The organism is Streptomyces sp. NPDC104226 (assembly GCF_055584085.1).
The window spans coordinates 551,581-571,153 of record NZ_JBVJMS010000001.1 but is presented as its reverse complement, the minus strand read 5'-3'; the positions used below and the strand labels follow the sequence as shown (position 1 = coordinate 571,153).

The 19,573-nt window shown below is 73.7% G+C and carries 22 protein-coding genes; 11 read left to right on the top strand and 11 right to left on the bottom strand.

Features of this window, described 5'->3' with window-relative positions; genetic code table 11:
- Positions 1-134: 134 nt before the first annotated feature.
- Positions 135-899, top strand: a complete 765-nt coding sequence (locus ACZ60J_RS02630) for a hypothetical protein (protein WP_469678371.1) — start codon at positions 135-137, stop codon at positions 897-899.
- On the opposite strand, the gene ACZ60J_RS02625 is transcribed toward ACZ60J_RS02630, so the two are convergent.
- Positions 844-1,797, bottom strand: coding sequence for a LysR family transcriptional regulator (locus ACZ60J_RS02625; RefSeq protein ID WP_469678369.1), 954 nt, complete (start codon positions 1,795-1,797; stop codon positions 844-846). The two genes, ACZ60J_RS02630 and ACZ60J_RS02625, sit on opposite strands and share 56 nt — an antisense overlap.
- 71 nt (positions 1,798-1,868) lie before the next feature.
- On the opposite strand from ACZ60J_RS02625, the gene ACZ60J_RS02620 reads away from it, so the two are divergent.
- The gene (locus tag ACZ60J_RS02620; RefSeq protein ID WP_469678367.1) at positions 1,869-2,702 is read left to right on the top strand and encodes a Rossmann-fold NAD(P)-binding domain-containing protein; all 834 of its coding nucleotides are present in this window, start codon (positions 1,869-1,871) and stop codon (positions 2,700-2,702) included.
- A 24-nt stretch (positions 2,703-2,726) separates the two neighbouring features.
- On the opposite strand, the gene ACZ60J_RS02615 is transcribed toward ACZ60J_RS02620, so the two are convergent.
- Positions 2,727-3,473 (bottom strand): GntR family transcriptional regulator, encoded by a 747-nt coding sequence (locus ACZ60J_RS02615; RefSeq protein ID WP_469678365.1) that lies wholly within the window; start codon positions 3,471-3,473, stop codon positions 2,727-2,729.
- 300 nt (positions 3,474-3,773) lie between these two features.
- On the opposite strand from ACZ60J_RS02615, the gene ACZ60J_RS02610 reads away from it, so the two are divergent.
- From ACZ60J_RS02610 to ACZ60J_RS02590, 5 genes are read left to right on the top strand one after another with little or no spacing between them, the layout of a single operon-like run.
- Positions 3,774-4,943 (top strand): ABC transporter substrate-binding protein, encoded by a 1,170-nt coding sequence (locus ACZ60J_RS02610; protein ID WP_469678363.1) that lies wholly within the window; start codon positions 3,774-3,776, stop codon positions 4,941-4,943.
- A complete protein-coding gene (locus tag ACZ60J_RS02605; RefSeq protein ID WP_469678361.1) occupies positions 4,943-5,851 on the top strand; it encodes an ABC transporter permease in 909 nt (302 codons plus the stop codon). The genes ACZ60J_RS02610 and ACZ60J_RS02605 overlap by 1 nt, the downstream gene beginning before the upstream one ends.
- Positions 5,839-6,861 (top strand): ABC transporter permease, encoded by a 1,023-nt coding sequence (locus ACZ60J_RS02600; RefSeq protein WP_469678359.1) that lies wholly within the window; start codon positions 5,839-5,841, stop codon positions 6,859-6,861. Before ACZ60J_RS02605 ends, ACZ60J_RS02600 begins: the two co-directional genes overlap by 13 nt.
- A 5-nt stretch (positions 6,862-6,866) precedes the next feature.
- Positions 6,867-8,006, top strand: coding sequence for an ABC transporter ATP-binding protein (locus ACZ60J_RS02595; RefSeq protein ID WP_469678357.1), 1,140 nt, complete (start codon positions 6,867-6,869; stop codon positions 8,004-8,006).
- Positions 8,003-8,668, top strand: coding sequence for an HAD family hydrolase (locus ACZ60J_RS02590; RefSeq protein ID WP_469678355.1), 666 nt, complete (start codon positions 8,003-8,005; stop codon positions 8,666-8,668). Before ACZ60J_RS02595 ends, ACZ60J_RS02590 begins: the two co-directional genes overlap by 4 nt.
- A gap of 276 nt (positions 8,669-8,944) precedes the next feature.
- Here the strand turns inward: ACZ60J_RS02590 and ACZ60J_RS02585 are convergent, their stop codons facing one another.
- The gene (locus tag ACZ60J_RS02585) at positions 8,945-9,427 is read right to left on the bottom strand and encodes a hypothetical protein (protein WP_469678353.1); all 483 of its coding nucleotides are present in this window, start codon (positions 9,425-9,427) and stop codon (positions 8,945-8,947) included.
- A 64-nt stretch (positions 9,428-9,491) separates the two neighbouring features.
- A complete protein-coding gene (locus ACZ60J_RS02580; RefSeq protein ID WP_469678351.1) occupies positions 9,492-9,878 on the bottom strand; it encodes a cupin domain-containing protein in 387 nt (128 codons plus the stop codon).
- A 172-nt stretch (positions 9,879-10,050) separates the two neighbouring features.
- Between ACZ60J_RS02580 and ACZ60J_RS02575 the strand changes: the two genes are divergently transcribed.
- Complete coding sequence (locus tag ACZ60J_RS02575; RefSeq protein ID WP_469678349.1) at positions 10,051-10,821, top strand: GntR family transcriptional regulator; 771 nt, start codon at positions 10,051-10,053, stop codon at positions 10,819-10,821.
- Here ACZ60J_RS02575 and ACZ60J_RS02570 read toward each other — a convergent pair whose 3' ends face one another.
- A complete protein-coding gene (locus ACZ60J_RS02570; RefSeq protein ID WP_469678348.1) occupies positions 10,822-11,427 on the bottom strand; it encodes a phosphonate degradation HD-domain oxygenase in 606 nt (201 codons plus the stop codon).
- Positions 11,424-12,533, bottom strand: coding sequence for a 2-trimethylaminoethylphosphonate dioxygenase (gene tmpA, locus ACZ60J_RS02565; protein ID WP_469678346.1), 1,110 nt, complete (start codon positions 12,531-12,533; stop codon positions 11,424-11,426). Before tmpA ends, ACZ60J_RS02570 begins: the two co-directional genes overlap by 4 nt.
- Positions 12,534-12,826: 293 nt before the next feature.
- On the opposite strand from tmpA, the gene ACZ60J_RS02560 reads away from it, so the two are divergent.
- The gene (locus ACZ60J_RS02560; RefSeq protein WP_469679094.1) at positions 12,827-13,894 is read left to right on the top strand and encodes a DUF2330 domain-containing protein; all 1,068 of its coding nucleotides are present in this window, start codon (positions 12,827-12,829) and stop codon (positions 13,892-13,894) included.
- Positions 13,895-13,912: 18 nt separating this feature from the next.
- Here the strand turns inward: ACZ60J_RS02560 and ACZ60J_RS02555 are convergent, their stop codons facing one another.
- Complete coding sequence (locus ACZ60J_RS02555) at positions 13,913-14,662, bottom strand: phosphatase PAP2 family protein (protein WP_469678344.1); 750 nt, start codon at positions 14,660-14,662, stop codon at positions 13,913-13,915.
- Positions 14,663-14,911: 249 nt separating this feature from the next.
- A complete protein-coding gene (locus ACZ60J_RS02550) occupies positions 14,912-15,964 on the bottom strand; it encodes a zinc-dependent alcohol dehydrogenase family protein (protein WP_469678342.1) in 1,053 nt (350 codons plus the stop codon).
- 107 nt (positions 15,965-16,071) lie between these two features.
- Between ACZ60J_RS02550 and ACZ60J_RS02545 the strand changes: the two genes are divergently transcribed.
- Together ACZ60J_RS02545 and ACZ60J_RS02540 are read left to right on the top strand one after the other, a co-directional pair.
- The gene (locus tag ACZ60J_RS02545) at positions 16,072-16,221 is read left to right on the top strand and encodes a hypothetical protein (protein ID WP_469678340.1); all 150 of its coding nucleotides are present in this window, start codon (positions 16,072-16,074) and stop codon (positions 16,219-16,221) included.
- Positions 16,222-16,336: 115 nt separating this feature from the next.
- A complete protein-coding gene (locus ACZ60J_RS02540; protein ID WP_469678338.1) occupies positions 16,337-16,720 on the top strand; it encodes a VOC family protein in 384 nt (127 codons plus the stop codon).
- Between the two features lie 53 nt (positions 16,721-16,773).
- Here the strand turns inward: ACZ60J_RS02540 and ACZ60J_RS02535 are convergent, their stop codons facing one another.
- The 3 genes from ACZ60J_RS02535 to ACZ60J_RS02525 form a co-directional block, all read right to left on the bottom strand.
- Positions 16,774-17,424 carry a DUF4232 domain-containing protein gene (locus ACZ60J_RS02535; RefSeq protein WP_469678336.1) on the bottom strand — a complete coding sequence of 217 codons (651 nt, stop codon included), beginning with the start codon at positions 17,422-17,424 and terminating at the stop codon, positions 16,774-16,776.
- Between the two features lie 151 nt (positions 17,425-17,575).
- Positions 17,576-18,700: an LLM class flavin-dependent oxidoreductase gene (locus tag ACZ60J_RS02530; protein WP_469679093.1), complete on the bottom strand. Its 1,125-nt coding sequence runs from the start codon at positions 18,698-18,700 to the stop codon at positions 17,576-17,578.
- A 78-nt stretch (positions 18,701-18,778) separates the two neighbouring features.
- Positions 18,779-19,507, bottom strand: coding sequence for a FadR/GntR family transcriptional regulator (locus tag ACZ60J_RS02525; protein WP_469678334.1), 729 nt, complete (start codon positions 19,505-19,507; stop codon positions 18,779-18,781).
- Between the last annotated feature and the right edge of the window lie 66 nt (positions 19,508-19,573).

Below are 19,573 nucleotides of genomic sequence, written 5' to 3'. Positions count from 1 at the left end.
CCGCCCTCGCCATGGCGGCCGGTCACACAGCAGGCCGTCCTCCTGTGTGGGCCGGGCGCCCCGGGGAACCGGGGGAGCCGGCCGTACGTCACAGGCGTGCCGCTCGGGCAACGGAGAACGAGGGAGAGCTGCTGATGGTGCGTCGAACCGGCCGGGGGGACCTCGGAGTCGTGAAGGCGAAGGCGAAGGCGATGGTGAAGGAGACGGCGACGGCGCAGGCGAGGGCTCGGCTGAGGGGCGGCGCGGCTGCCGCCGTGGCCGCGGGACTGGCCCTCGCGCTGCTCACCGGCTGCGGGAAGGGCCCGGCCGAGGCAGCCGTGGCCGATCCGGCCGCTCCGGCCGCTCCCGGCGCGGTGGCCGCCTCCCCCGGAGCGGACCGCACGTGCCCCGTGATCGACCCCACCGCGCCGCAGTCCCCGCCGGTGCTGATCGACGACTCCCCGGCCAACACCCCCGAGGGCGAGCGGCTCTCGCAGGCCATCGGCGCGCAGGGCTACGGAGCCTTCGCCGACGTGTACGCCACCCAGATCGTCGACCACCCGGCGGGCCGGGTCGCCCTGTGCGTCACCGACCTCGCCCGCGGGCGGCTCCTGGTGGAGGCCGCGCACGCGGCCGATCCCGAGGCGGACCCGGCCCGCGCCGACCTGTACCTGAGCAAGTACACGCACCGGACCCTCCGAGCCGCCGGTGAGAAGCTCATCGACCTGAAGGCGAAGTTCCCGATCTACAGCGTCTCCGGCAGCCACGGAGCGGCGGTGGAGGTCACCACCACCGAGGAGGGTGCTGCTTCGGCGGAGTTCAAGGCGCAGTTGGAGAAGCTCACCGGGGGCATCCCCGTCGCCGTCACGAAGGGCGAGCAGGCGACGCCCCTGGAGGGCCCGATGACGGCCGCTCCCTGAGGAGCGGCCCCGGGCCGTCGGCCAGGGCCTCCGTCAGGGCCCTCGTCAGGGCCGCGGCGTAGGGGTGCGGACGCCGCAGGCGCGGCGTCAGTACGCCGATGTGCCGTGCGGGGCACGGCGCTTCGACCGGTACGACGGACGCGCCGGGGGTCAGGGCGACCCCGGGGATCAGTGCGACGCCGACGCCCGCCTCGACGAGGGAGCGCGCGAAGAAGTAGTCCGTGGTGGAAGCCGCCACCCTGAGGTCGAAACCGGCCCGCTCCGCGTATCTGCGCAGGTACGCCTCCGTCTTGAGGCAGCCCAGCACCCAGCGGTCGGAGGCGAGTTCGGCCGGGGCGACCGACTCGCGCCCCGCGAACCGGTGCCCCGGCGGCAGCACCAGCGCCAGTGGATCCGCCATCAGCGGCAGCCAGTCCAGCGCTGCCCCCGGCCGGAGCGGCAGCGGCCCGTCGAAGTGGTAGGTCAGCGCGAGGTCGGCGGTGCCCGAAGCCACCATGGGCACCGCCTCCTCCGGCTCGGCCTCCAGCACCGTCAGCTCCACCTCGGGATGCGCGGCCACGAACCCGGCGAGCGCGCCCGGCAGCAGTCTGCGGCCGCCGCTCACGAAGGTGGCGACCGTCAGCTGCGGCCGCTCGGCGGTGACCCGGTCGATCTCGTGGCGCACCCGGTCGAGCTCGGCCGCCACCGCCTCCGCCGCCTCCACCAGCAGCCGGCCCGGCTCGGTGAGCGTGATCCCGCGCGTACTGCGCACGGCGACGGGGTGGCCGAGGCCGCGCTCCAGGGCCGCGATGTGCTGGGACACGGCCGAGGGCGTCAGGAGCAGCGCGGCGGCGGCCCTGTTGAAGCTGCCGTGCTCGGCCACGGCGCGCAGGATGCGCAGCCGCTGCACATCGATCATCAGTTTCCCTTACGACGCGGACAGCATTCCGGTAGTTCCGCTGGGGACCGTACCGCGGCAGAGTCGCGGACATGAAGAAGATTCTCGTCATCGGCGGCAGCCGCTACTTCGGAAAGCACCTGGTCACCCTGGAGCGGGACGCCGGGAACGAGGTGACCGTCCTCAACCGGGGCTCCGCCGTCCCGCCCCGGGGCGTCGGCCACGTGATCGCCGACCGGGAGGACGAAGCGGCGCTCCGGACGGCGCTGGGGGAGCGCACCTTCGACGTGGTCTTCGACCAGGTCTGCTACACACCGGGGCAGGCGGAGACCGCCCGCCGCGTCTTCGCCGGCCGCACCGGGCGGTACGTGATGACCTCGACGATGGAGGTCCACGACCCCGCCCCGCCCACCCCCGAGGCGCGCGCCTACGCCGAGGGCAAGAGGCGGGCCGAGGCGGTCCTGGGGGCGGAGCCCGCCTTCGGGCACGTGGCGGTGCGCGCCGCGCACGTACTCGGAGGCGGCCGAGCGGAGTTCACCGGCCGCCTCGCGCACTACGTGGAGCGGATCGGCGCCGGGATTCCGGTGGCGGTGCACAGAGCCCCGTACGCCACCTCCTTCATCCACCACCACGAGATCGCCCGGTTCCTGCACTGGGCCGGGCAGCAGGAGTTCACGGGGCCGGTGGACGCCGCCTCGCACGGGGAGCTGGACGTGATCGGGCTGTCCGGAGCCGTCGGCGAGCAGGTCGGGCGGGCACCGCTCCTACGGACCGTCGAGGCCGGGGCCGAGGCCTCGCCGTTCTCCTTCGACCGGGCCTACGCGATGGACAACGGCCGGGCCGCGGCACTCGGCTTCCGCTTCGGTCGGCTCGCCGACTGGCTCCCGGGGGCCATCGCGGAGAGCGCCGCCGCGCTCGCGTCGTAGCGAGCCCGGTCGGCCCTTGACCACCTATCGGTCCCCGGCCCGGCGCTCCAACGGAGTTGCTACTGCCGAGTTGTTCACACTGAAGGTGACGCTGCCCGCCCGGTAGCGGTCGTCGGACCACTCGATGGGGCGGCCCGTGCGGGTCGCGGAGACGTGCCGCTGGCGCAAAAGCGGGCTCCCGCGGCGGATCTCCAGCAGCCGGGCGTCCTCGCTGCCGGCGGGAAGGGCGTCGATGAGGTGCTCGCCGTAGTGGGCGACGATCCCCGAGTCGTTCGCCAGCCCGTCCATCACCGAGCGGCAGTCCTCGGGCATCGCCTCGACCGCCGCCGCCACCCAGTCGGCGTAGGCCGTCCGTTCGACCATCGTCGGCTCCCCGTCGAGCAGCCGGAGCCGCAGCACGGCGAGGATCTCCGTGCCGGGCGGCAGGGCCAGCCGGTCCGCCTCCTCGGCGGTGGCCGGGCGGCGGGTGCGCGACAGGAACCGGCTCGCGGCCTGGTGGCCGACCCCCTCGGCCCATTGGGCGAAGCTGTTGAGCTCGCCGAAGCTGTGCTTGCGCTCGTGGCGCAGGACGATCCTGCGGGCCCCCTGCCGGGAACCGATCAGCCCCTCGGCGGCGAGTGTCGCCACGGCCTGCCGGACGGTGCCGCGGGAGGCCGACCAGCGGGCCGCCAGATCGCTCTCCGAGGGCAGTTGGGCCCCCACCGGGTACTGCCCGGAGAGGATCGCCCGGCGCAGCGCCTCGGCGATCTCCAGATACCGCACCGTAGCCATGCCGTCCCGTTCCCCCTCGCGTGGATGTGTCCACCGGCCCTGCGGCGGTGCCGCCCTGCCGCCCGGTGTGCGTCGCGCCCTCCCTCAAGCCTAGGGGGTGCGCTCGGCCCGAAGATCATCATGAGGGCGCTCCGTCACGTCTGTATCCGGCCAGTCTCCGGTCTTCGTCGAGACGTGCTCCACGGGACAGCCGCCGTTCACCGTCCGTACAGGGACCCAGGGCGAACTGGAGCCAACTTGTTCAGACAAGTGAAACCCCCTCCACGCGTGCTTCATGCGTTTTCGTCTCCGGGAGAGACCGTGCTCAGTTCCTCCGCCCGTCGCGGTGCGGCCGTCCTGCTCAGCGCCGCCGTGCTCACCACCCTCAGCGCGTGCGGCGCCGCACCCGACCAGTCCGCCGGCTCCGCCGGTGGTGACGGCAAGAACAAGACCCAGCCCGGCACCGCCACCTCGATCGCCGACTTCGGCGGCCTGGAGGGCCTCGTCGCGGCCGCCGAGAAGGAGGGCGAGCTCAACGTCATCGCGCTGCCCGCCGACTGGGCGAACTACGGCGAGATCCAGAAGGCCTTCGCGGCCAAGTACCCCAAGATCAAGATCAACGCCGAGAACCCGGACGCCTCCAGCGCCGACGAGATCGCCGCCGTCAAGTCCCGCAAGGGCCAGACCCGCGCCCCCGACGTCCTGGACCTCGGCATCGCCTTCGCCCGCAGCGGCGCCGCCGAGAACCTCTTCGCCCCGTACAAGGTCGCCGCCTGGGACCAGATCCCCGCCTCCCAGAAGGACGCGGAAGCCCGCTGGTACAACGACTACGGCGGCTACGTCTCCATCGGCTGCGACGCCGCCCGCATCCCGGCCTGCCCGCAGTCCTTCGCCGACCTGGCCAAGCCCGAGTACAAGGGCAAGGTCGCCCTCAACGGCAACCCGACCAAGTCCGGCTCCGCCTTCGGCGGCGTCTACGCGGCGGCCCTCGCCAACAAGGGCTCCTTCGCGGACATCCAGCCCGGCATCGACTTCTTCGGCCGGCTGAAGAAGAGCGGCAACTTCATCCCCGTCGAGTCCACCCCGGCCACCGTCGAGAAGGGCGAGACCCCCATCTCGATCGACTGGGACTACCTGAACGCCGGCTACGCCGACCAGTTCAAGGGCAAGGGCGTCGACTGGAAGGTGGCCATCCCCACCGACGGCGTCTACGCCCAGTACTACTCGCAGGCCATCAACAAGGACGCCCCCCACCCCGCGGCCTCCCGCCTGTGGATGGAGTTCCTGTACGGCACCGAGGGCCAGAACCTGTGGCTGAAGGGCTACGCCCGCCCCGTGCTGCTGCCCGCCATGATCCAGGCCGGCACCGTCGACAAGGACGCCCTCGCCAAGCTCCCGCAGGTCCAGGGCACCCCGGCCTTCCCGGCCTCCCCGGAGCTGGACAAGGCCAAGGCCGCGCTCGCCGAGAAGTGGGACAAGGCCCTCAGCTGATGTCCGCCTCCACCACCCTCCCCCACTCGACGGGGACCGCCGGCGGCAGCACCACCCGCCGCCGGCGGCGCGGCCCGCGCACCTGGCTCGCCGCCCTCCCGCTCCTCGTCTTCACCGGACTGTGCTTCGGCGTCCCGCTGGGCGCCATCGCCTTCGGCGCGGTCACCCGTACCGACCCGGTGAGCGGCGCCACCGAAGCGACCGGCGAGCACCTGGCCCGCTCCCTCCAGGGGCCCTACCTCGGCTCCCTCGTCGGCAGCGTCCAGCTCTCCGGCCTCACCGCACTCGTGGCCGGGGTGCTCGGCGTCCTCATCGCGCAGGCCGTCGTCACCTCCCCCTCCCGAGCCCTGCGCGGAGCGACGCTGACCGCCTCTGGCGTCCTCGCCAACTTCGGCGGGGTCCCGCTCGCCTTCGCGTTCATCGCCACCGTCGGGATCTCCGGGGTCGTCACCCAGCTCGCCGACCTGACCGGCCTCGGCTGGAACCTCTACTCCTTCACCGGGCTCACCGTGGTCTACCTCTACTTCCTGACCCCGCTCATGGTGCTGGTGACCGTCCCCGCGCTGGACGGACTGCGCCCGCAGTGGCGCGAGGCCGCCCAGAACAACGGGGCGAGCGGATGGCAGTTCTGGCGCCACGTCGGCCTGCCCGTCCTCGCACCCTCCCTGCTCGGCGGGTTCGTGCTGCTCTTCGGCACGGCCTTCGCCGCGCACGCCACCGCCGCCGCCCTCGTCGGCGGCTCCGTCCCGCTGGTCACGCTCAAGATCGCGGACGCCCTGTCCGGGAACGTGCTGACCGGCCAGGAGAACGTGGCCCTGGCCCTCGGCCTCGACATGATCGTGATCGCCGGCCTGGTCATGGCGGTCTACCTGCCCCTCCAGCGACGGAGCGCCCGATGGCTGCGATGACCCCGACGCCCGCCCCGAACGACGAGGCCGCCGTGAACGACGAGGCCGCCCAGGCGACTTCGAGCTCTGCGGCGGCCGCACACGCCCCGGCGGCCACGGCCACCCCGGCCGCCGCGGATCCCGGGGACCGGGCGCCGCGCCGGCTGCGCCCGCGGCCCCGGCCCCGGGTGTGGCGCGGAGCGGTGCTCGCGCTCGCGGGCGCGTACTTCCTCCTCCCGCTCCTCGCCTCCTTCGTGTTCACCGTGCACGTCCCGGGCCAGGGCATCAGCTTCGAGGCCTACACCCAGCTGCTCTCCGCCGAAGGGTTCACCCGGAGCCTGCTGCTCTCGCTCGGCCTCGCCGCCGCGACCATCGCCGCCTCGCTGCTCCTCGCCGTGCCCGCCCTGGTCGCCGTACGCATCGGCTCGCCGCGGCTGCGCCCGGTCGTGGAGGTGATGTGCATGATGCCGCTGGTGGTACCGCCGATCGCGCTGGTCACCGGCATCTCCACGGTGCTGCGCTGGGGTCCCGAACACCTCTCCAGGACCCCGCTCTACCAGACCTTCCTCGCGGTCCAGAACCCGGACTTCCCCCTGGTCCTGGTCCTCGCGTACACCGTGCTCGCGCTGCCCTTCGTCTACCGGTCCCTCGACGCGGGCCTGCGGGCCGTGGACGTCCCTACCCTGGTCGAGGCCGCCCGCAGCTGTGGCGCGAGCTGGCCGTACGTGGTCCTGCGCGTGATCCTGCCGAACCTGCGGGCCGCCCTCGCCGGAGCCGGCTTCCTCACGCTGGCCCTGGTGCTCGGCGAGTTCACCATCGCCTCGCTGCTCGGCTTCCAGCCCTTCGCGGTGTGGATCGTGTCGATCTCCGGAGCGCACGCCCGCATGTCGGTCGCCGTCTCCGTCCTCAGCCTCCTGATCACCTGGTTGTTGCTGCTCCTCCTCTCCCGGGCGGGCACCGCCCCCGCTACCGTGTCCCCCGGGACCTCGCGTCACTCCCGTACCTCCCGCACCTCCGGCAAGGAGTCCTGACCCGCATGTCCCTCACCCTTCCCGAGGCCAGGAAGTCCGCGGACGGCGAAGCTGCCCCCGGCGGAGCGCGCGTCGAATTCCGCGGCCTGCGCCGGGCGTTCGGCTCCACCGTCGCCCTCGACGGACTCGACCTCACCATCGAGCCCGGCGAACTGGTCGCCCTGCTCGGCCCGTCGGGCTGCGGAAAGACCACCGCCCTGCGCGTCGTCGCCGGCTTCGAACAGCCCGACTCCGGCGAAGTCCTCCTCGACGGCCAGGACATCACCCGCATCCCGGCCAACCGCCGTGACGCCGGCATGGTGTTCCAGTCGTACAGCCTCTTTCCCAACCTCAGCGCACGCGACAACGTCGCCTTCGGCCTGCGCGTCCGCAAGGTCGGCGCGGCCGCCCGCCGCGAGCGCGCCGCCGAACTGCTCGACCTGGTCGGACTGCCCGACCACGGCGACCGGTACCCGCACCAGATGTCCGGCGGACAGCAGCAGCGCGTCGCGCTCGCCCGCGCCCTCGCCCTGCGCCCCCGCGTCCTGCTGTTGGACGAGCCGCTCTCCGCGCTGGACGCCAAGGTGCGGGCCGGACTGCGCGAGGAGATCCGCCGGCTCCAGCTCTCCCTGGGCATCACCACCGTGTTCGTCACGCACGACCAGGAGGAGGCGCTGTCCATGGCCGACCGGGTCGCCGTGCTCAACGCGGGCCGCCTGGAGCAGTGCGCCGCCCCGGCCGAGCTGTACGAGCGGCCCGCGACCCCGTTCGTCGCCGAGTTCGTCGGCACCATGAACCGGCTCCCCGGACGGCTGGCCGGCTCCGGCACGGTGGACGTGGCCGGCTCCCGGCTGCCGGTGGACGGCCCGGTGCCTTCGACCCCGGACGTCGAGGTCCTCGTACGCCCCGAGAACATCACGGTGACGGCGGCCGCAGAGGGCTCCGAACCCACGGCCACCGTCGTATCGGCCTCGTTCTTCGGCTCGGTGACCCGGCTCCACCTGGATCTGCCCGACGGCACCCGGATCAAGGCCGACCTGCCCTCGCGCGACGCCGGAGCCCTCGGACCGGGTGCGCGGGCCGCCGTTGGACTGGCCGAACGCCCCGTACTCGTCGTCGCCGCGACCACCTCGGCCGCGGCCCCCACCACAAGGGATGCCCTGTGACCGGACTCGCCGCCGTCCTCTTCGACATGGACGGCACCCTCGTCGACACCGAGGTCCTGTGGTGGCAGACCACCGTGGAGACGGCCGCGGACCTGGGGTACGCACTGACCGAAGCCGACGCACCCGAGGTGGTCGGCCGGTCGGTGGAGGACACCGCCGCCCACCTCGTACGGGTCGCCCGCACGGGAGACGTGGAGGAGGTGGCGCGGACCCTGACCGACAGCTTCTTCGGCCGGGTCGAGGAGGGCGCGCCGATGCGTCCGGGCGCGCAGCGGCTCCTGGCCGCCCTGGAGGCCGAAGGCCTGCCGTTCGCCCTGGTCAGCGCCTCGCCGCGGGTGGTCGTGGACTCGGTGGTGGGCGGCTCGCTGGCCCACGTGCCCTTCGCCTTCACGCTGTCCGCCGACGACACGTCCCTGACGAAGCCCCACCCGGACCCCTACCGGGCGGCCGCCGCGCGCCTCGGCGCCGAGCCCCGGCAGTGCGTGGCGGTCGAGGACTCCCCGGACGGCGCGGCCTCGGCCGAGGCGGCCGGCTGCGCCGTGCTGGTGGTCCCGTCCCTGCTGGAGGTCCCCGCGTCGCCGGTACGCACCTTCGCGCCCTCCCTCTCGGAGGTCACCCCGGCCACCCTGCGGGCCTGCCTGGCTGCACCGCTGGGGGTCTGACGGGGCAGCCGGACGGGGCCACCCGCAAGCGCGGGACCGGCCGGTCGGGCCGGACATCAAGGGTCCGGCCCGATACGTACGGGTTCGGTGGCCGGACGTGCACGGCGCTGCCTAGGCCGTCTCTTTCGGATCTTGTCGGTCGAGCTCGCGGCGTCTGGCACCGCGCCTGGGCGTGCTGTCGGGGCGCTCGCGTACTGGGCGTACGCGGTCGCCCCGGCAGTGCGGCCAGGCGCGGTGCCAGACGCCGCGGGCCCGGCAAGATCCGAAAGAGACGGCCTAGACCGCCAGGTCGAGCAGGCTCAGGATCCCCTCCGCGTAGGCGGCCGATTCGGAGCCCGGCCGCCGGGTCGCCGTCTCGCGCAGCCCGGGCGCGCAGGCGCGGATGTGCGCGGCGCACTGGCCGTACAGGCCGGCCTCGTGCGAGGAGCCGTCGTCCTCGGAGCCGAGGAAGCGCAGCAGGGCCCACAGCAGGCCCTCGCGCGTCGACTGCCGGGGCGGACCGGCGGACCAGACGGCCATCAGGACCCCGCACACCGCCGGGGCGGGCGGCCGCAGTACGCCGTTGTGGAAGGCGTGGCCCTCCAGGGCGCGGAACGCGGCCGGGTGTCCCTCGGCCGCGTCCCACAAAGTGTCCACGAGATGATCCGCCGGGCGGCCGCAGCCGCATTCGATGGAGTTCCAGTCGTGCCGGGCGATCTCCCGGGCCACCGCGTCGGGCACCAGTGGGCTGGTGCGGGGCTGCTTGTCCGTCGTTCTCACGGGAGAAGTATGGGATCAGGCCGGTGGCCCGTCCAGAGCGGCCCTCCCGAAGCGGACCGGAGGATCAGGCGCCGTGTCCCTGGCAGCCGCAGCCCTTGGCCGCGGCCCGCGGCAGCCCCTCGGTGAACTCGCTCTGGGAGAACACCGCCAGGACCGTCGCCGGCTCCGTGCCGTGGTTGACCAGGGTGATCTCCTTGCCGGCCGGCAGCATCGCGAAGGTGCCCGCGGACACGGTCTTGGCGCCGCACCCGCACGAGGCCTCCACCGTTCCGGCGACGCCCGTGAGCAGCAGCTCGGACGCCCCGTGCGCGTGGGCCGGGATCGTCCCGCCGGCCGGCACCTGGATCCGGACGGCGGCGAGCTCGCGGAACGGACCGCCCGCGGGGTCGAGGCGCAGCGCCGGACCGCCGCTGCTCGTGTCGGGGGTGGTGTCGATGGTCATGCCGAACATGGGTGGTTCCTCTACGCGTTGGTGCGCGGCTCCCGCCGTGCGGGCCGTGCCACGGCCACCGGTCCTTCCGGTCACGCTTCGAATTTAGATGACGGGCATCATCTCAATACCGGGTGAAACGTCCCGACCTCCCGGGCCTTTCGCCCCGCCCGGCCCATGACAGGCTGACCCCGTGAACGAGGCACCGCGCGACCCGGCACCCAGGACCCCGCTCTACCTGAAGGTCGCCGGCGACCTGCGGGCGGCCATCACCGCGGGCGAGTACGGATCGGGTGCGCGACTGCCCGCCGAGGACGAACTCGCCCGCCGCTACGGAGTCTCCCGGGGCACCGTGCGCCAGGCCCTCGGCGCCCTGCGCACGGACGGGCTGATCACCTCGCGGCGCGGCACCCGGCGGGTCGTCCTCGGCGGCGGCGCGGGGGAGGCCGGGGGAGTCGCGGAGCTCCGCAGTTTCACCCGGTGGGCGCGCTCGCTCGGCGAGGATCCCGGAGGGCGGACCGTCACCGTGGACCGGGGCGGGGCCGGTGCCGAGGAGGCGGAGCAGCTGCGGATCGACGCGGGCGCCCCCGTGTACCGCGTACTGCGGCTGCGCACCCTGTCGGGGACCCCCGTGATGGTGGAGCGCACGACGTACCCGGAGCCGGTCGGAGCCCTGGTCGCGGCCATGCCGCCCGACACGGTCTCGTACTCCGAGGAACTCGCCCGGCACGGAGTCCTCTTCGCCGATGCCCACCACACCATCGACATCGCGCCGGCCGACGCCGACGACGCACGGCTGCTGGGCTGTCCGCAGGGCGAGGCCCTGCTGCGCGAACGGCGCCGCGCCACCGACCCGGCGGGGACCCCGGTCGAGTGGTCGCAGGACCGCTACCTGCCGGGGACGGTGGCGTTCACCGTGCACACCACCGCCGCGGGCGCGCTGGGCCGACTGCTCGCGCCCTGATCAGGCGTTCTTGATCAGCAGGGACTCCAGCAGCGGTCGGAAGTGGTCGAAGCCGGGGGTGGCCCGATCCGGGTCCTTGGCCTGCTCGTCCCAGCGCCGCACGGCCACCGCGTCGGCCGCCCCGGGGAGCGCTTCGAACGCGCGCGCCTGCTCGGCGGTCATCGGGCCGCCCTGGACCCGCAGGGTGTGCACGGAGGCCTCGGAGAGCAGCCCGAAGTAGCCCGGCTCGGCCGTGCACAGGTACCGCTTGGCGGCCACGTGCAGCCGGACCGGCTCCGTCACCTCCGGGCCGAACCACCGGGCCAGCCGGTCGGCCCCGGTGTGGCTGTGCCGGTTGTCCTGCCCGTCCTCCATCAGGTCGCGGCCGGTCACGGTTCCGTGGAAGTGCCCGATGTCGTGCAGCAGCGCGGCCGCCACCAGGTGCGCGGGGGCCCCGGCCGCCTCGGCGAGGGCCCCGGCCTGGAGCATGTGCTCGGCCTGGGTGACGGCCTCGCCGAAGTACTCGGCGCTGCCCTCGCCCTCGAAGAGGCGGGCGAGCGCGTCGATGGCGCCGGAGGTGCTGGTGCTGTCGGTGTTCACGTCGGTGTCGTGGGCGTGGGCGTTCATGCGGAGACTCCTTCTCGGCGCAGGACGGCAAGGGTGGAGAGCAGCCCGTCGAGATCGGCGTAGGTCCCCTGGAGGTGGCGGCCCCCCGATTCGGCGAAGGCGGTACGGGCGTGCAGCAGGCGGGTGTTGTCGAAGACCACGCAGTCCCCGGGCGCGAGCCGGAAGTCGAGCCGGAGCCCGGGCCGTTCCAGCAGCTCGCCGAAGAGCCGGTAGGCCGCGTAGAACTCCTCCAGTACGGCGGCGGGCTGGTGCAGCGTGGCGAGGGAGCGGTTGTTGAAGCGGACCTCGCGGATCCGCCCGAGCGGGTCCACGTCGATCAGCGGCCGGTGGGCCCGCAGTTCGCAGTGCGCGTCGGCGAAGGCGAACTCCGCCGGTACGCGGGTCAGCACCTCGAAGGCCGCCGGTTGCCGCTCGCGCAGCAGCGCGGCGGCGCGGAAGCCGTCGACCAGCCCGGAGTCGCCGCCCCGGGCCTCGTTGCGCAGGCAGTGCAGCAGCTGGAGGGTCGGTACGGGATCCCGGTAGGGGTTGTCGGTGTGCGGGGTGATCGACGTGCTGGTGAAGGCGAGGTTGTTGGGGTCGGCCGTCACGCGGACGTCGAAGAGCTCCCCGTAGTTGGTCTCGCGGACGAAACCGAAGGTACGGGCCACGTCCAGCACCATCCGGTCCCGGCACGGAACCTCCCGCAGGAGGACGAAGCCCAGCCGGACCACGCTGTCGAGGACCTGTTCGCGGACCTCGCGGGAGCCGGTGTACGCCTCCCAGCCGGCCTGCGGGATCCGCCCGTACAGGTCCGCCGCCTCCCACAGCTCCTTGTCCGCCTCGGTCCGGCCGTCCCCGGCCGCGCGGTACGCCGGTCCGCCCGGGCCGTGGGCGTCGAGCCACCGGGCCGGGTACAGCGAGCGGTGGCCGTCCGGCTGCCACACCACCTCCCAGCCCGGTCCGCCGTCGGCGGCCGCCGCTTCGCGCACCGAGCCGACGGCGAGCCCGGCGGGCAGCTCGGTGATCTGGAACAGCTTCTGGCCGGTGCGCGGGTCGCGGCACTCGGCGCAGGGGCAGTTGTCGCGCAGCCAGGGCGCGGGCGGGCGGGTGATCGCCGGTACGGACATCGGGGCTCCTGCCATCCTCGGGAAAGTTGTATATACAACTCTGGGCCGCCCGCAGCGTGACAGGAGGAGGTGACCGGAAGATGGCGCACGGATGACCGGAACCGGATCGCGGCGCCGCCCGTCTGAGCCCCGGGCCGGAGGGCCCGTAACCGGTCGAGCGAGGGGTGCGGGGCGTGGGGGAGACGGTGGGGATGGCGGGGACCGTGGGGACGGCAAGGGTGGCGACCGCAAGGGTGCGGGCCGTGGGGGCGCGGACGGCCGGGTGGATCCGGCGCCGGGTCGGGCTCCTGCTGATGGCGGTGCTCGCGACCCAGCTGGGATCCCTCGTCAGCCCGGCCTACGCCTGCGGCTGCGGGGCCATGGTCCCCGACGGGACCTCGCGGATCGGCGTCTCCCGGGAGGCCTCGGTGGTCCGCTGGGACGGCAGGACCGAGCAGGTGGCCATGCGGTTCACCGTCGGCGGCGACGCCAAGCGTGCCGCCTGGGTGATGCCGGTGCCGGGACGGGCCACGGTGCGTCTCGGCGACGGCGGGCTGTTCTCCCAGCTGGTGGACCTCACCGGGCCCGAGTACCGCACCCGCGGCTACTTCTGGCCCCGCGGAGGGGACTGGCCCTTCGGCTCCGGCCGGGGGGACGCGGCCGGAGCGGCCATGCCCGGCAGCGCGGAGGGGCAGGTCGGCGTCATCGGCCGGGAGCGGCTCGGCGACTTCGACGTGGCCCGCCTGACCGCGACCGACCCGGGCGCGCTGGGCGGATGGCTGGAGGCCAACGGCTTCGAACTCCCCGACCGGCTCTCCGCCGAGCTGAAGCCGTACGTGGACCAGCGCTGGGAGTACGTCGCCGTACGGCTCGCCCCCCGGGAGCCGGGAGCCACCCTGCGCGGCACCCTGGACCCGCTCCTGATCCGCTTCGAGAGCGACCGGCTCGTCTACCCGATGCGGCTGTCACGGCTGGCCGCCACCGCCCAGTCCCTGGGCCTGTACGTCCTGGCGGAGCACCGCATGGAACCCGTCTCCGCGATCGGTGGCAGCGCGCCCGAGGTGACCTTCGCCGGGCGGATCACCCCGACGGGGCCGGTCGCCGCATTCGCGGGCTCGGAGCCGGTGTTCCTGACGGCGATCGACCAGAGCTTCCCCGTCCCGTCCCGGATCGACGGTGACCACGAACTGCGCGCCGCCGCCGGGGACGCCCCGTACCGCCGGGTCGAGTACAGCGACGAGCTGCTCACGGCCGGCGGTGTCCCGGTCTGGATCCTCACGCTCGGAGGCGTGCTCGCGGCGGCGGCCCTGGCGGCCGTCCTCACCGCGCTGCGGCTGCGCCGCGGCCCGGCGACCGCCGGGCCGGGTCGCCCGCAGGGGTGACCGGCGCGGCTGCTGCCGTCAGCGGGCGGGGGATTCCGCTTCCGCCGACCGGCGCCGGGTGCGCGCACGTCCGGCGCCCCGCCCTGCCTCCCGGGCCAGTGCCGGGGCGCAGAGCCACCAGGCGACCAGCCCGGCCCCCGCACCGGCCACGGCCCCGGCGGCGGTGTCGCTGAGCCAGTGCGCGTGCAGCCAGGTGCGGCTCCACATCATCGCCAGGACGAACACCGCGCCGCCGATCCACCAGGCCCGGCGCCGGGCGGCCGGGACGAGGATCGCGCCGACGATGACGACCAGGAGCGCCGCGCCGGCCGCGTGCCCGGAGGGGAAGGAGCCGTGGTCGACCCGGACCAGCGGGTTCTCCGGGCGCGGCCGGTCCACCAGGTGCTTGAGACCCTGCACGACGAGCATGTTCCCGGCCATGTAGACGGCGAAGAGGAAGCCCGCCGACACCCAGCGCCGCCGCACGAGCAGGAAGACCAGCAGGCCGAGCGGGACGACGGAGCCCAACGGGCCGCCGAACCAGTTCAGCAGCGCGGCCACCACGGAGGGGAACCCGTCGTGCGGTCCGCCCATCCAGGTCAGCCAGCGGTCGTCGAGCCCCTGGAAGGGCGGCTGCTCCACGTCCCTCCGGACGACGAGCGCGAGCGCGGCGGCGGCCCCGAGCAGGGCGGTTCCGAGGACGAGGGTGCTGGTGCGGCGGCTGCCGGGCTCCGCCGGGGAGGCGGGTGCGGGGGATTCGACGGGTGGGGCGGCGGGGGTCGTGGACATGGTGGTGCTGCCTCTCGCGGAGGGTGGAAACAGGGGGAGGGGGAGGAAACGAGGGGTACGAGGGGTGCGTGCGGAGGGTGCAGGGAGAGGGGTGTCATCTGCCGCGCTCGTGGCTGATTGGTTGTGGCCACATCTCGTGCTTACACGTGTAATCAGTGAATGTAGCCATGCCCTCTCCGCACCACAAGCCCCCGCGGCGGGGCAGCCGCCCGCGGCCGGGCCCCGGCTCGGTCCCGCGGCTGCCCCGGCTCAGTCCCGCGCGTCGGCTCCCGGCCGGACGATCGTGATTCCGCGCACCGGCGCCGTCCCCATCGCCGCCAGCGCGGCCGGTGCCCCGTCCAGCGGGATCGTGGAGGTGACCAGCAGGTCCGGCCGCAGCGCCCCGGAGCGGACCAGTTCCATCATCGGCGGGTACGCGTGCGCGGCCATGCCGTGGCTGCCGAGGATCTCCAGCTCCCAGCCGATGACCCGCTCCATCGGGAGCGCCGCGGCTCCCTGCGCCGCCGGGAGCAGCCCGACCTGTACGTGCCGCCCGCGCCGGCGCAGCCCGGCCACCGACGCCGCAGCCGTGGCCGGGGAACCCAGCGCGTCGAGCGACAGGTGCGCACCGCCACGCGTGACCTCCCGTACGGCCTCGGCCGCGTCGACCCGCGCGGGATCCACGCAGTGCGCGGCCCCAAAGGCCCGTGCCAGTTCCAGTGCCGCCGGCGCGGTGTCCACGGCCACGACCCGGGCTCCCGCCGCCACCGCGACCATCACGGCGGACAGCCCCACCCCGCCGCAGCCGTGCACGGCGACCCACTCGCCCGGCGCCACCCGCCCGCGCGCGACGACGGCCCGGAAGGCCGTCGCGAACCGGCAGCCCAGAGCGGCCGCCGTGTCGTACGAGAGCTCCTCGGGCACCGCCACCAGATTGACGTCGGCATGCTCCAGAGCCACGTACTCGGCGAAGGACCCCCAGTGCGTGAAGCCCGGCTGCGTCTGCCGCTCGCACACCTGGTGCTGCCCGGCCGCGCACTCGGCGCAGCTGCCGCAGGCGCAGACGAACGGCACCGTCACCCGGTCCCCGGCGCGCCAGTTGGCGACCTCCGGGCCCACCGCCTCGACGACACCGGCCAGTTCGTGGCCGGGCACGTGCGGGAGCCTGATGTCCGGGTCGTGCCCCATCCACCCGTGCCAGTCGCTGCGGCACAGCCCCGTCGCCTCGACCCGTACGACCACCCCACCGCCGGAGGGCGCCGGATCGGCCACGTCCCGGACCTCGCCGGGCTCCCCGTACCGCTCGAACACCACCGCGCGCACGCCGACCGCCTCCACTCGCCTGATCCGTCCGACCCGGGCCACTTGTCGGCCCCGGACCCGAATGCGAAGCTGCCGGGACGACCACCACACACCATCAGGGGGACCCCATGACCCGCAAGACGACCGGGAAGACGACGCGCAAGCGCACCACGGCCGCCGCCGTATCCGTCCTGCTCGCCCTCACCGTCACCGCCCTCGGCGCGAGCGCGTCGGCGTACGCGGCCGCGGGCGACAAGAAGGTCGAGGTCATCAAGTAGAGGTCGGGGTCATCGAGTAGAGGCCGCGGTCATCGCGTAGGGGGACCGGCTCCCGGTCAGGCGTCCGGCGCGGCTCCCGGGCCGGGAGCGGGGCGGTCTTCGTACACTGGCCGGCATGGTGAGCCGCATCAGTGAGCTGGTCCTCGACTGCGCCGACCCCGAGCGCCTCGCCGCGTTCTGGAGTGGGGTCCTCGGATACGTGGAACTCGCCCGGGAGGACGACGGGAGCATCGAGATCGGGCCGCCCGGCGCCGGCTTCGGAGGGCCGCAGCCCACCCTCGTGCTCAGCCCGAGCAGCGACCCGCGCCGGGGGAAGCTCCGCCTGCACATCGACGTCAGCCCGGTCGACCGGGACCAGGACGCCGAGCTGCAGCGTCTGCTCGCCCTCGGCGCCCGTCCGGCGGGCGTCGGCCAGAGCGGCGCCGAAAGCTGGCACACCCTGGCCGACCCGGAAGGCAACGAGTTCTGCCTCCTGCGCACCCGCCTGAAGCCCCTCTAGGGCGAACCGGCCGACCACCCCTTCGGCCGGCAGTCCGGCCGAAGGGGCAGAGGCTAGGACGGCTTCGCGGAGGACCAGGCGGTGACGGTCACCTTGTCGTCGCAGAAGGCGAACACGCCGTCGTCCATGGCGATCTGGTGCTTCCCGGCACCGAGCACGCCGATCACCACCGTCGGGTAGGAGCCCGGGGTCGCCCCGGACTCGCAGTAGCCGTCCGCCTCGCCCTGGACCTGGACGAAGGTGAGCTTCGTCCACGCGCGGGCGCCCGGGGCCAGCATCACGTTGGTCGCGTCGGGGCCGGTGTGGGTGGTGGCCAGCGGCTTGTTCTTGTCCGGCGAGCCGTTGCCCGCCGCCGCGACCGTCGGGTACCCGTACACCTTGCACGGGGACGCGGAGGTGTTGGTCACGGAGACGACGGCGGCGCCGGTTCCCGTGCCCGACGGCCGGACGTCGGCCTGGTGCCCCTTGGAGACCTTGACGTCTCCGACCGTGCAGGGCTTCTGCGCCCCGCCGCCGCCCGTCGTTCCGCCCTTGTCGCCGCCGGTGGGTGTGGCCTCGGCCGGCCGCGAGGCCGTGCTCGGCGCCGAGGGGGCGGCGGCCCCGCCACCGTCGCCGGTCGGCGTGCAGCCCGTCGTCAGGGCCGCGACCACCAGCGCCGCTGCCAGGGCCGCCGTGGTCCGACCGATGCCCGCTGTGTACTGCATGGGGTGCTCCCGAGGTTCACGACCGGTCCCGCACCGGCACTCGCGTGCAGGAACACGGCCCCCTGCCCCGGCCAGGTTCCCGCCGCACACCGCTGTGGCGGTTCCGTGACGCGCCCATGACGTACGGCCTCACCCGGGCGCCGTACGCCGGCTATGCGCCGGTCGGCCCGTCTCCGGAGTGCGTGGCGTTCTCGAGCGTGCCGGCGGCGTGCGCCGCGACCCGGGAGGCGTGCGTGGGTGCGTCGGGGACGCCGGCGGGCCGGCCGATCGCGAACTCCTTGCGCAGGACCGGAACGACCTGCTCCCCGAGGAGGTCGATCTGCTCCAGCACGGTCTTCAGCGGCAGACCGGCGTGGTCCACCAGGAAGAGCTGGCGCTGGTAGTCGCCCGCGTAGTCGCGGAAGGACAGCGTCCGCTCGATGACCTGCTGGGGCGACCCGACGGTGAGCGGGGTGTCGCGGGAGAAGTCCTCGAGCGACGGGCCGTTCCCGTAGACCGGGGCCCGGTCGAAGTACGGGCGGAACTCCCTTACCGCGTCCTGGCTGTTGGCGCGCATGAACACGTGGCCGCCCAGGCCCACGATCGCCTGCTCCTCGGTGCCGTGGCCGTGGTGGGCGTAGCGGCTGCGGTAGAGCCGCACCATCTTCTGGGTGTGTTCCTTGGGCCAGAAGATATTGTTGTGGAAGAACCCGTCCCCGTAGAACGCGGCCTGCTCGGCGACCTCCGGGGAGCGGATCGAGCCGTGCCAGACGAAGGGCGCGACGCCGTCGAGCGGCCGGGGGGTCGCGGTGAACGACCGCAGCGGCGTACGGAACCGGCCCTCCCAGTCGACCGATTCCCGCCGCCACAGCAGGCGCAGCAGCTCGTAGTTCTCGAGCGCCAGGTCGATGCCGTCGCGGATGTCCTTGCCGAACCACGGGTAGACCGGCCCGGTGTTGCCGCGCCCCATCATGAGGTCCACCCGGCCGTCGGCCAGGTGCTGGAGCATTGCGTAGTCCTCGGCGATCTTCACCGGGTCGTTCGTGGTGATCAGGGTCGTGGCCGTGGACAGCACGAGCTTCCGGGTCCGTGCGGCGATCCAGCCGAGCATGGTGGTCGGTGAGGAGGGTACGAACGGCGGGTTGTGGTGCTCGCCGGTGGCGAACACGTCGAGGCCGGCCTGCTCCGCGTGCATGGCGATGGTGACCATCGCCTTGATGCGGTCCCGCTCGCTGTCCGTCCGTCCGGTCGTGGGGTCCTCGGTCCGGTCGCCCACGGTGAAGATGCCGAACTGCATTCCGCTCATCTTTCCGCTCCCAGGTTGGTTGGTTGTTGATCTTGCGTGCCAACCGGGGCCTCCGCGGCGAAATTCCCGTCAGGGGCGCCGCGGGCCCTCCTGGGTCGTGTTGTGCTCGTGGATGAGCCGCAGCGCGCCGTCGCGGTCCCGGCGGTCCAGGGCGTCGACCAAGTCGCGGTGGAGCGCGTGGCGCTGGGCGATGTACTCGCCCAACGGCTGTTCGTCGGAGGGCAGTACGGAGAGCGTGTGGCTCTCGATCACGTCGAGCAGGTGGGTGTACAGGGAGCTCAGCAGCGGGTTCGGACTGATCGAGGCGATGGCGGCGTGCAGGCGCCAGTTGGCGTGGACGAAGGCGACGGGGTCCGCTGCGTCCACGGCGCCCTCCATCGCGGTGATGTGCTGCCGGAGCCCGGCGATGTCGGCCGGCGAGGCGTGCCACAGCGCGTCCTCGATCAGCAGGGGGTCGAGGGCGTCCCGGATGCGCACGGCATCGGCGACGTCGTCGACCCCGGCGTCCAGGGCGAGCACGGAGTTGCCGAGCCGCACCATCGGGGACTGCTCGGCACTGAACAGGCCGCCGCCCGGGCCGGGTTTCACCGTGACCAGGCCGCGCGACTGAAGCAGGCGCAGGGCCTCGTTGAACGTACCCACGGACACGCCGCACAGGGTCCGCAGGGCCTCCTTCGTGCCCAGGCGGGATCCGGGGGCCACGCTCTCGATCAGCTCCGTGACCCGCGCCGCCGCGTGTTCGGCACGGCCGGACGGTGACGTCCTCGGTCGGGCGACGGGATCGGGGCTCGGGCTCACATCGTCTCCTTGTTCATCACAATCATCATGATGGTTATTCGCCGAGGTCTTGACGCTCTGATCGTC

Excerpts from the sequence above, each read along its gene's own strand:
- ACZ60J_RS02535 (WP_469678336.1), bottom strand. The coding sequence starts at position 17,424 with ATGCAGTACACAGCGGGCATCGGTCGGACCACGGCGGCCCTGGCAGCG.
- ACZ60J_RS02595 (WP_469678357.1), top strand. The coding sequence starts at position 6,867 with ATGTCCCTCACCCTTCCCGAGGCCAGGAAGTCCGCGGACGGCGAAGCT.
- ACZ60J_RS02570 (WP_469678348.1), bottom strand. The coding sequence starts at position 11,427 with ATGAACGCCCACGCCCACGACACCGACGTGAACACCGACAGCACCAGC.
- ACZ60J_RS02530 (WP_469679093.1), bottom strand. The coding sequence starts at position 18,700 with ATGCAGTTCGGCATCTTCACCGTGGGCGACCGGACCGAGGACCCCACG.
- tmpA (WP_469678346.1), bottom strand. The coding sequence starts at position 12,533 with ATGTCCGTACCGGCGATCACCCGCCCGCCCGCGCCCTGGCTGCGCGAC.
- ACZ60J_RS02630 (WP_469678371.1), top strand. The coding sequence starts at position 135 with ATGGTGCGTCGAACCGGCCGGGGGGACCTCGGAGTCGTGAAGGCGAAG.
- ACZ60J_RS02580 (WP_469678351.1), bottom strand. The coding sequence starts at position 9,878 with ATGTTCGGCATGACCATCGACACCACCCCCGACACGAGCAGCGGCGGT.
- ACZ60J_RS02625 (WP_469678369.1), bottom strand. The coding sequence starts at position 1,797 with ATGATCGATGTGCAGCGGCTGCGCATCCTGCGCGCCGTGGCCGAGCAC.
- ACZ60J_RS02540 (WP_469678338.1), top strand. The coding sequence starts at position 16,337 with ATGGTGAGCCGCATCAGTGAGCTGGTCCTCGACTGCGCCGACCCCGAG.
- ACZ60J_RS02615 (WP_469678365.1), bottom strand. The coding sequence starts at position 3,473 with ATGGCTACGGTGCGGTATCTGGAGATCGCCGAGGCGCTGCGCCGGGCG.
- ACZ60J_RS02545 (WP_469678340.1), top strand. The coding sequence starts at position 16,072 with ATGACCCGCAAGACGACCGGGAAGACGACGCGCAAGCGCACCACGGCC.
- ACZ60J_RS02555 (WP_469678344.1), bottom strand. The coding sequence starts at position 14,662 with ATGTCCACGACCCCCGCCGCCCCACCCGTCGAATCCCCCGCACCCGCC.
- ACZ60J_RS02560 (WP_469679094.1), top strand. The coding sequence starts at position 12,827 with ATGGCGGTGCTCGCGACCCAGCTGGGATCCCTCGTCAGCCCGGCCTAC.
- ACZ60J_RS02605 (WP_469678361.1), top strand. The coding sequence starts at position 4,943 with ATGTCCGCCTCCACCACCCTCCCCCACTCGACGGGGACCGCCGGCGGC.
- ACZ60J_RS02600 (WP_469678359.1), top strand. The coding sequence starts at position 5,839 with ATGGCTGCGATGACCCCGACGCCCGCCCCGAACGACGAGGCCGCCGTG.
- ACZ60J_RS02620 (WP_469678367.1), top strand. The coding sequence starts at position 1,869 with ATGAAGAAGATTCTCGTCATCGGCGGCAGCCGCTACTTCGGAAAGCAC.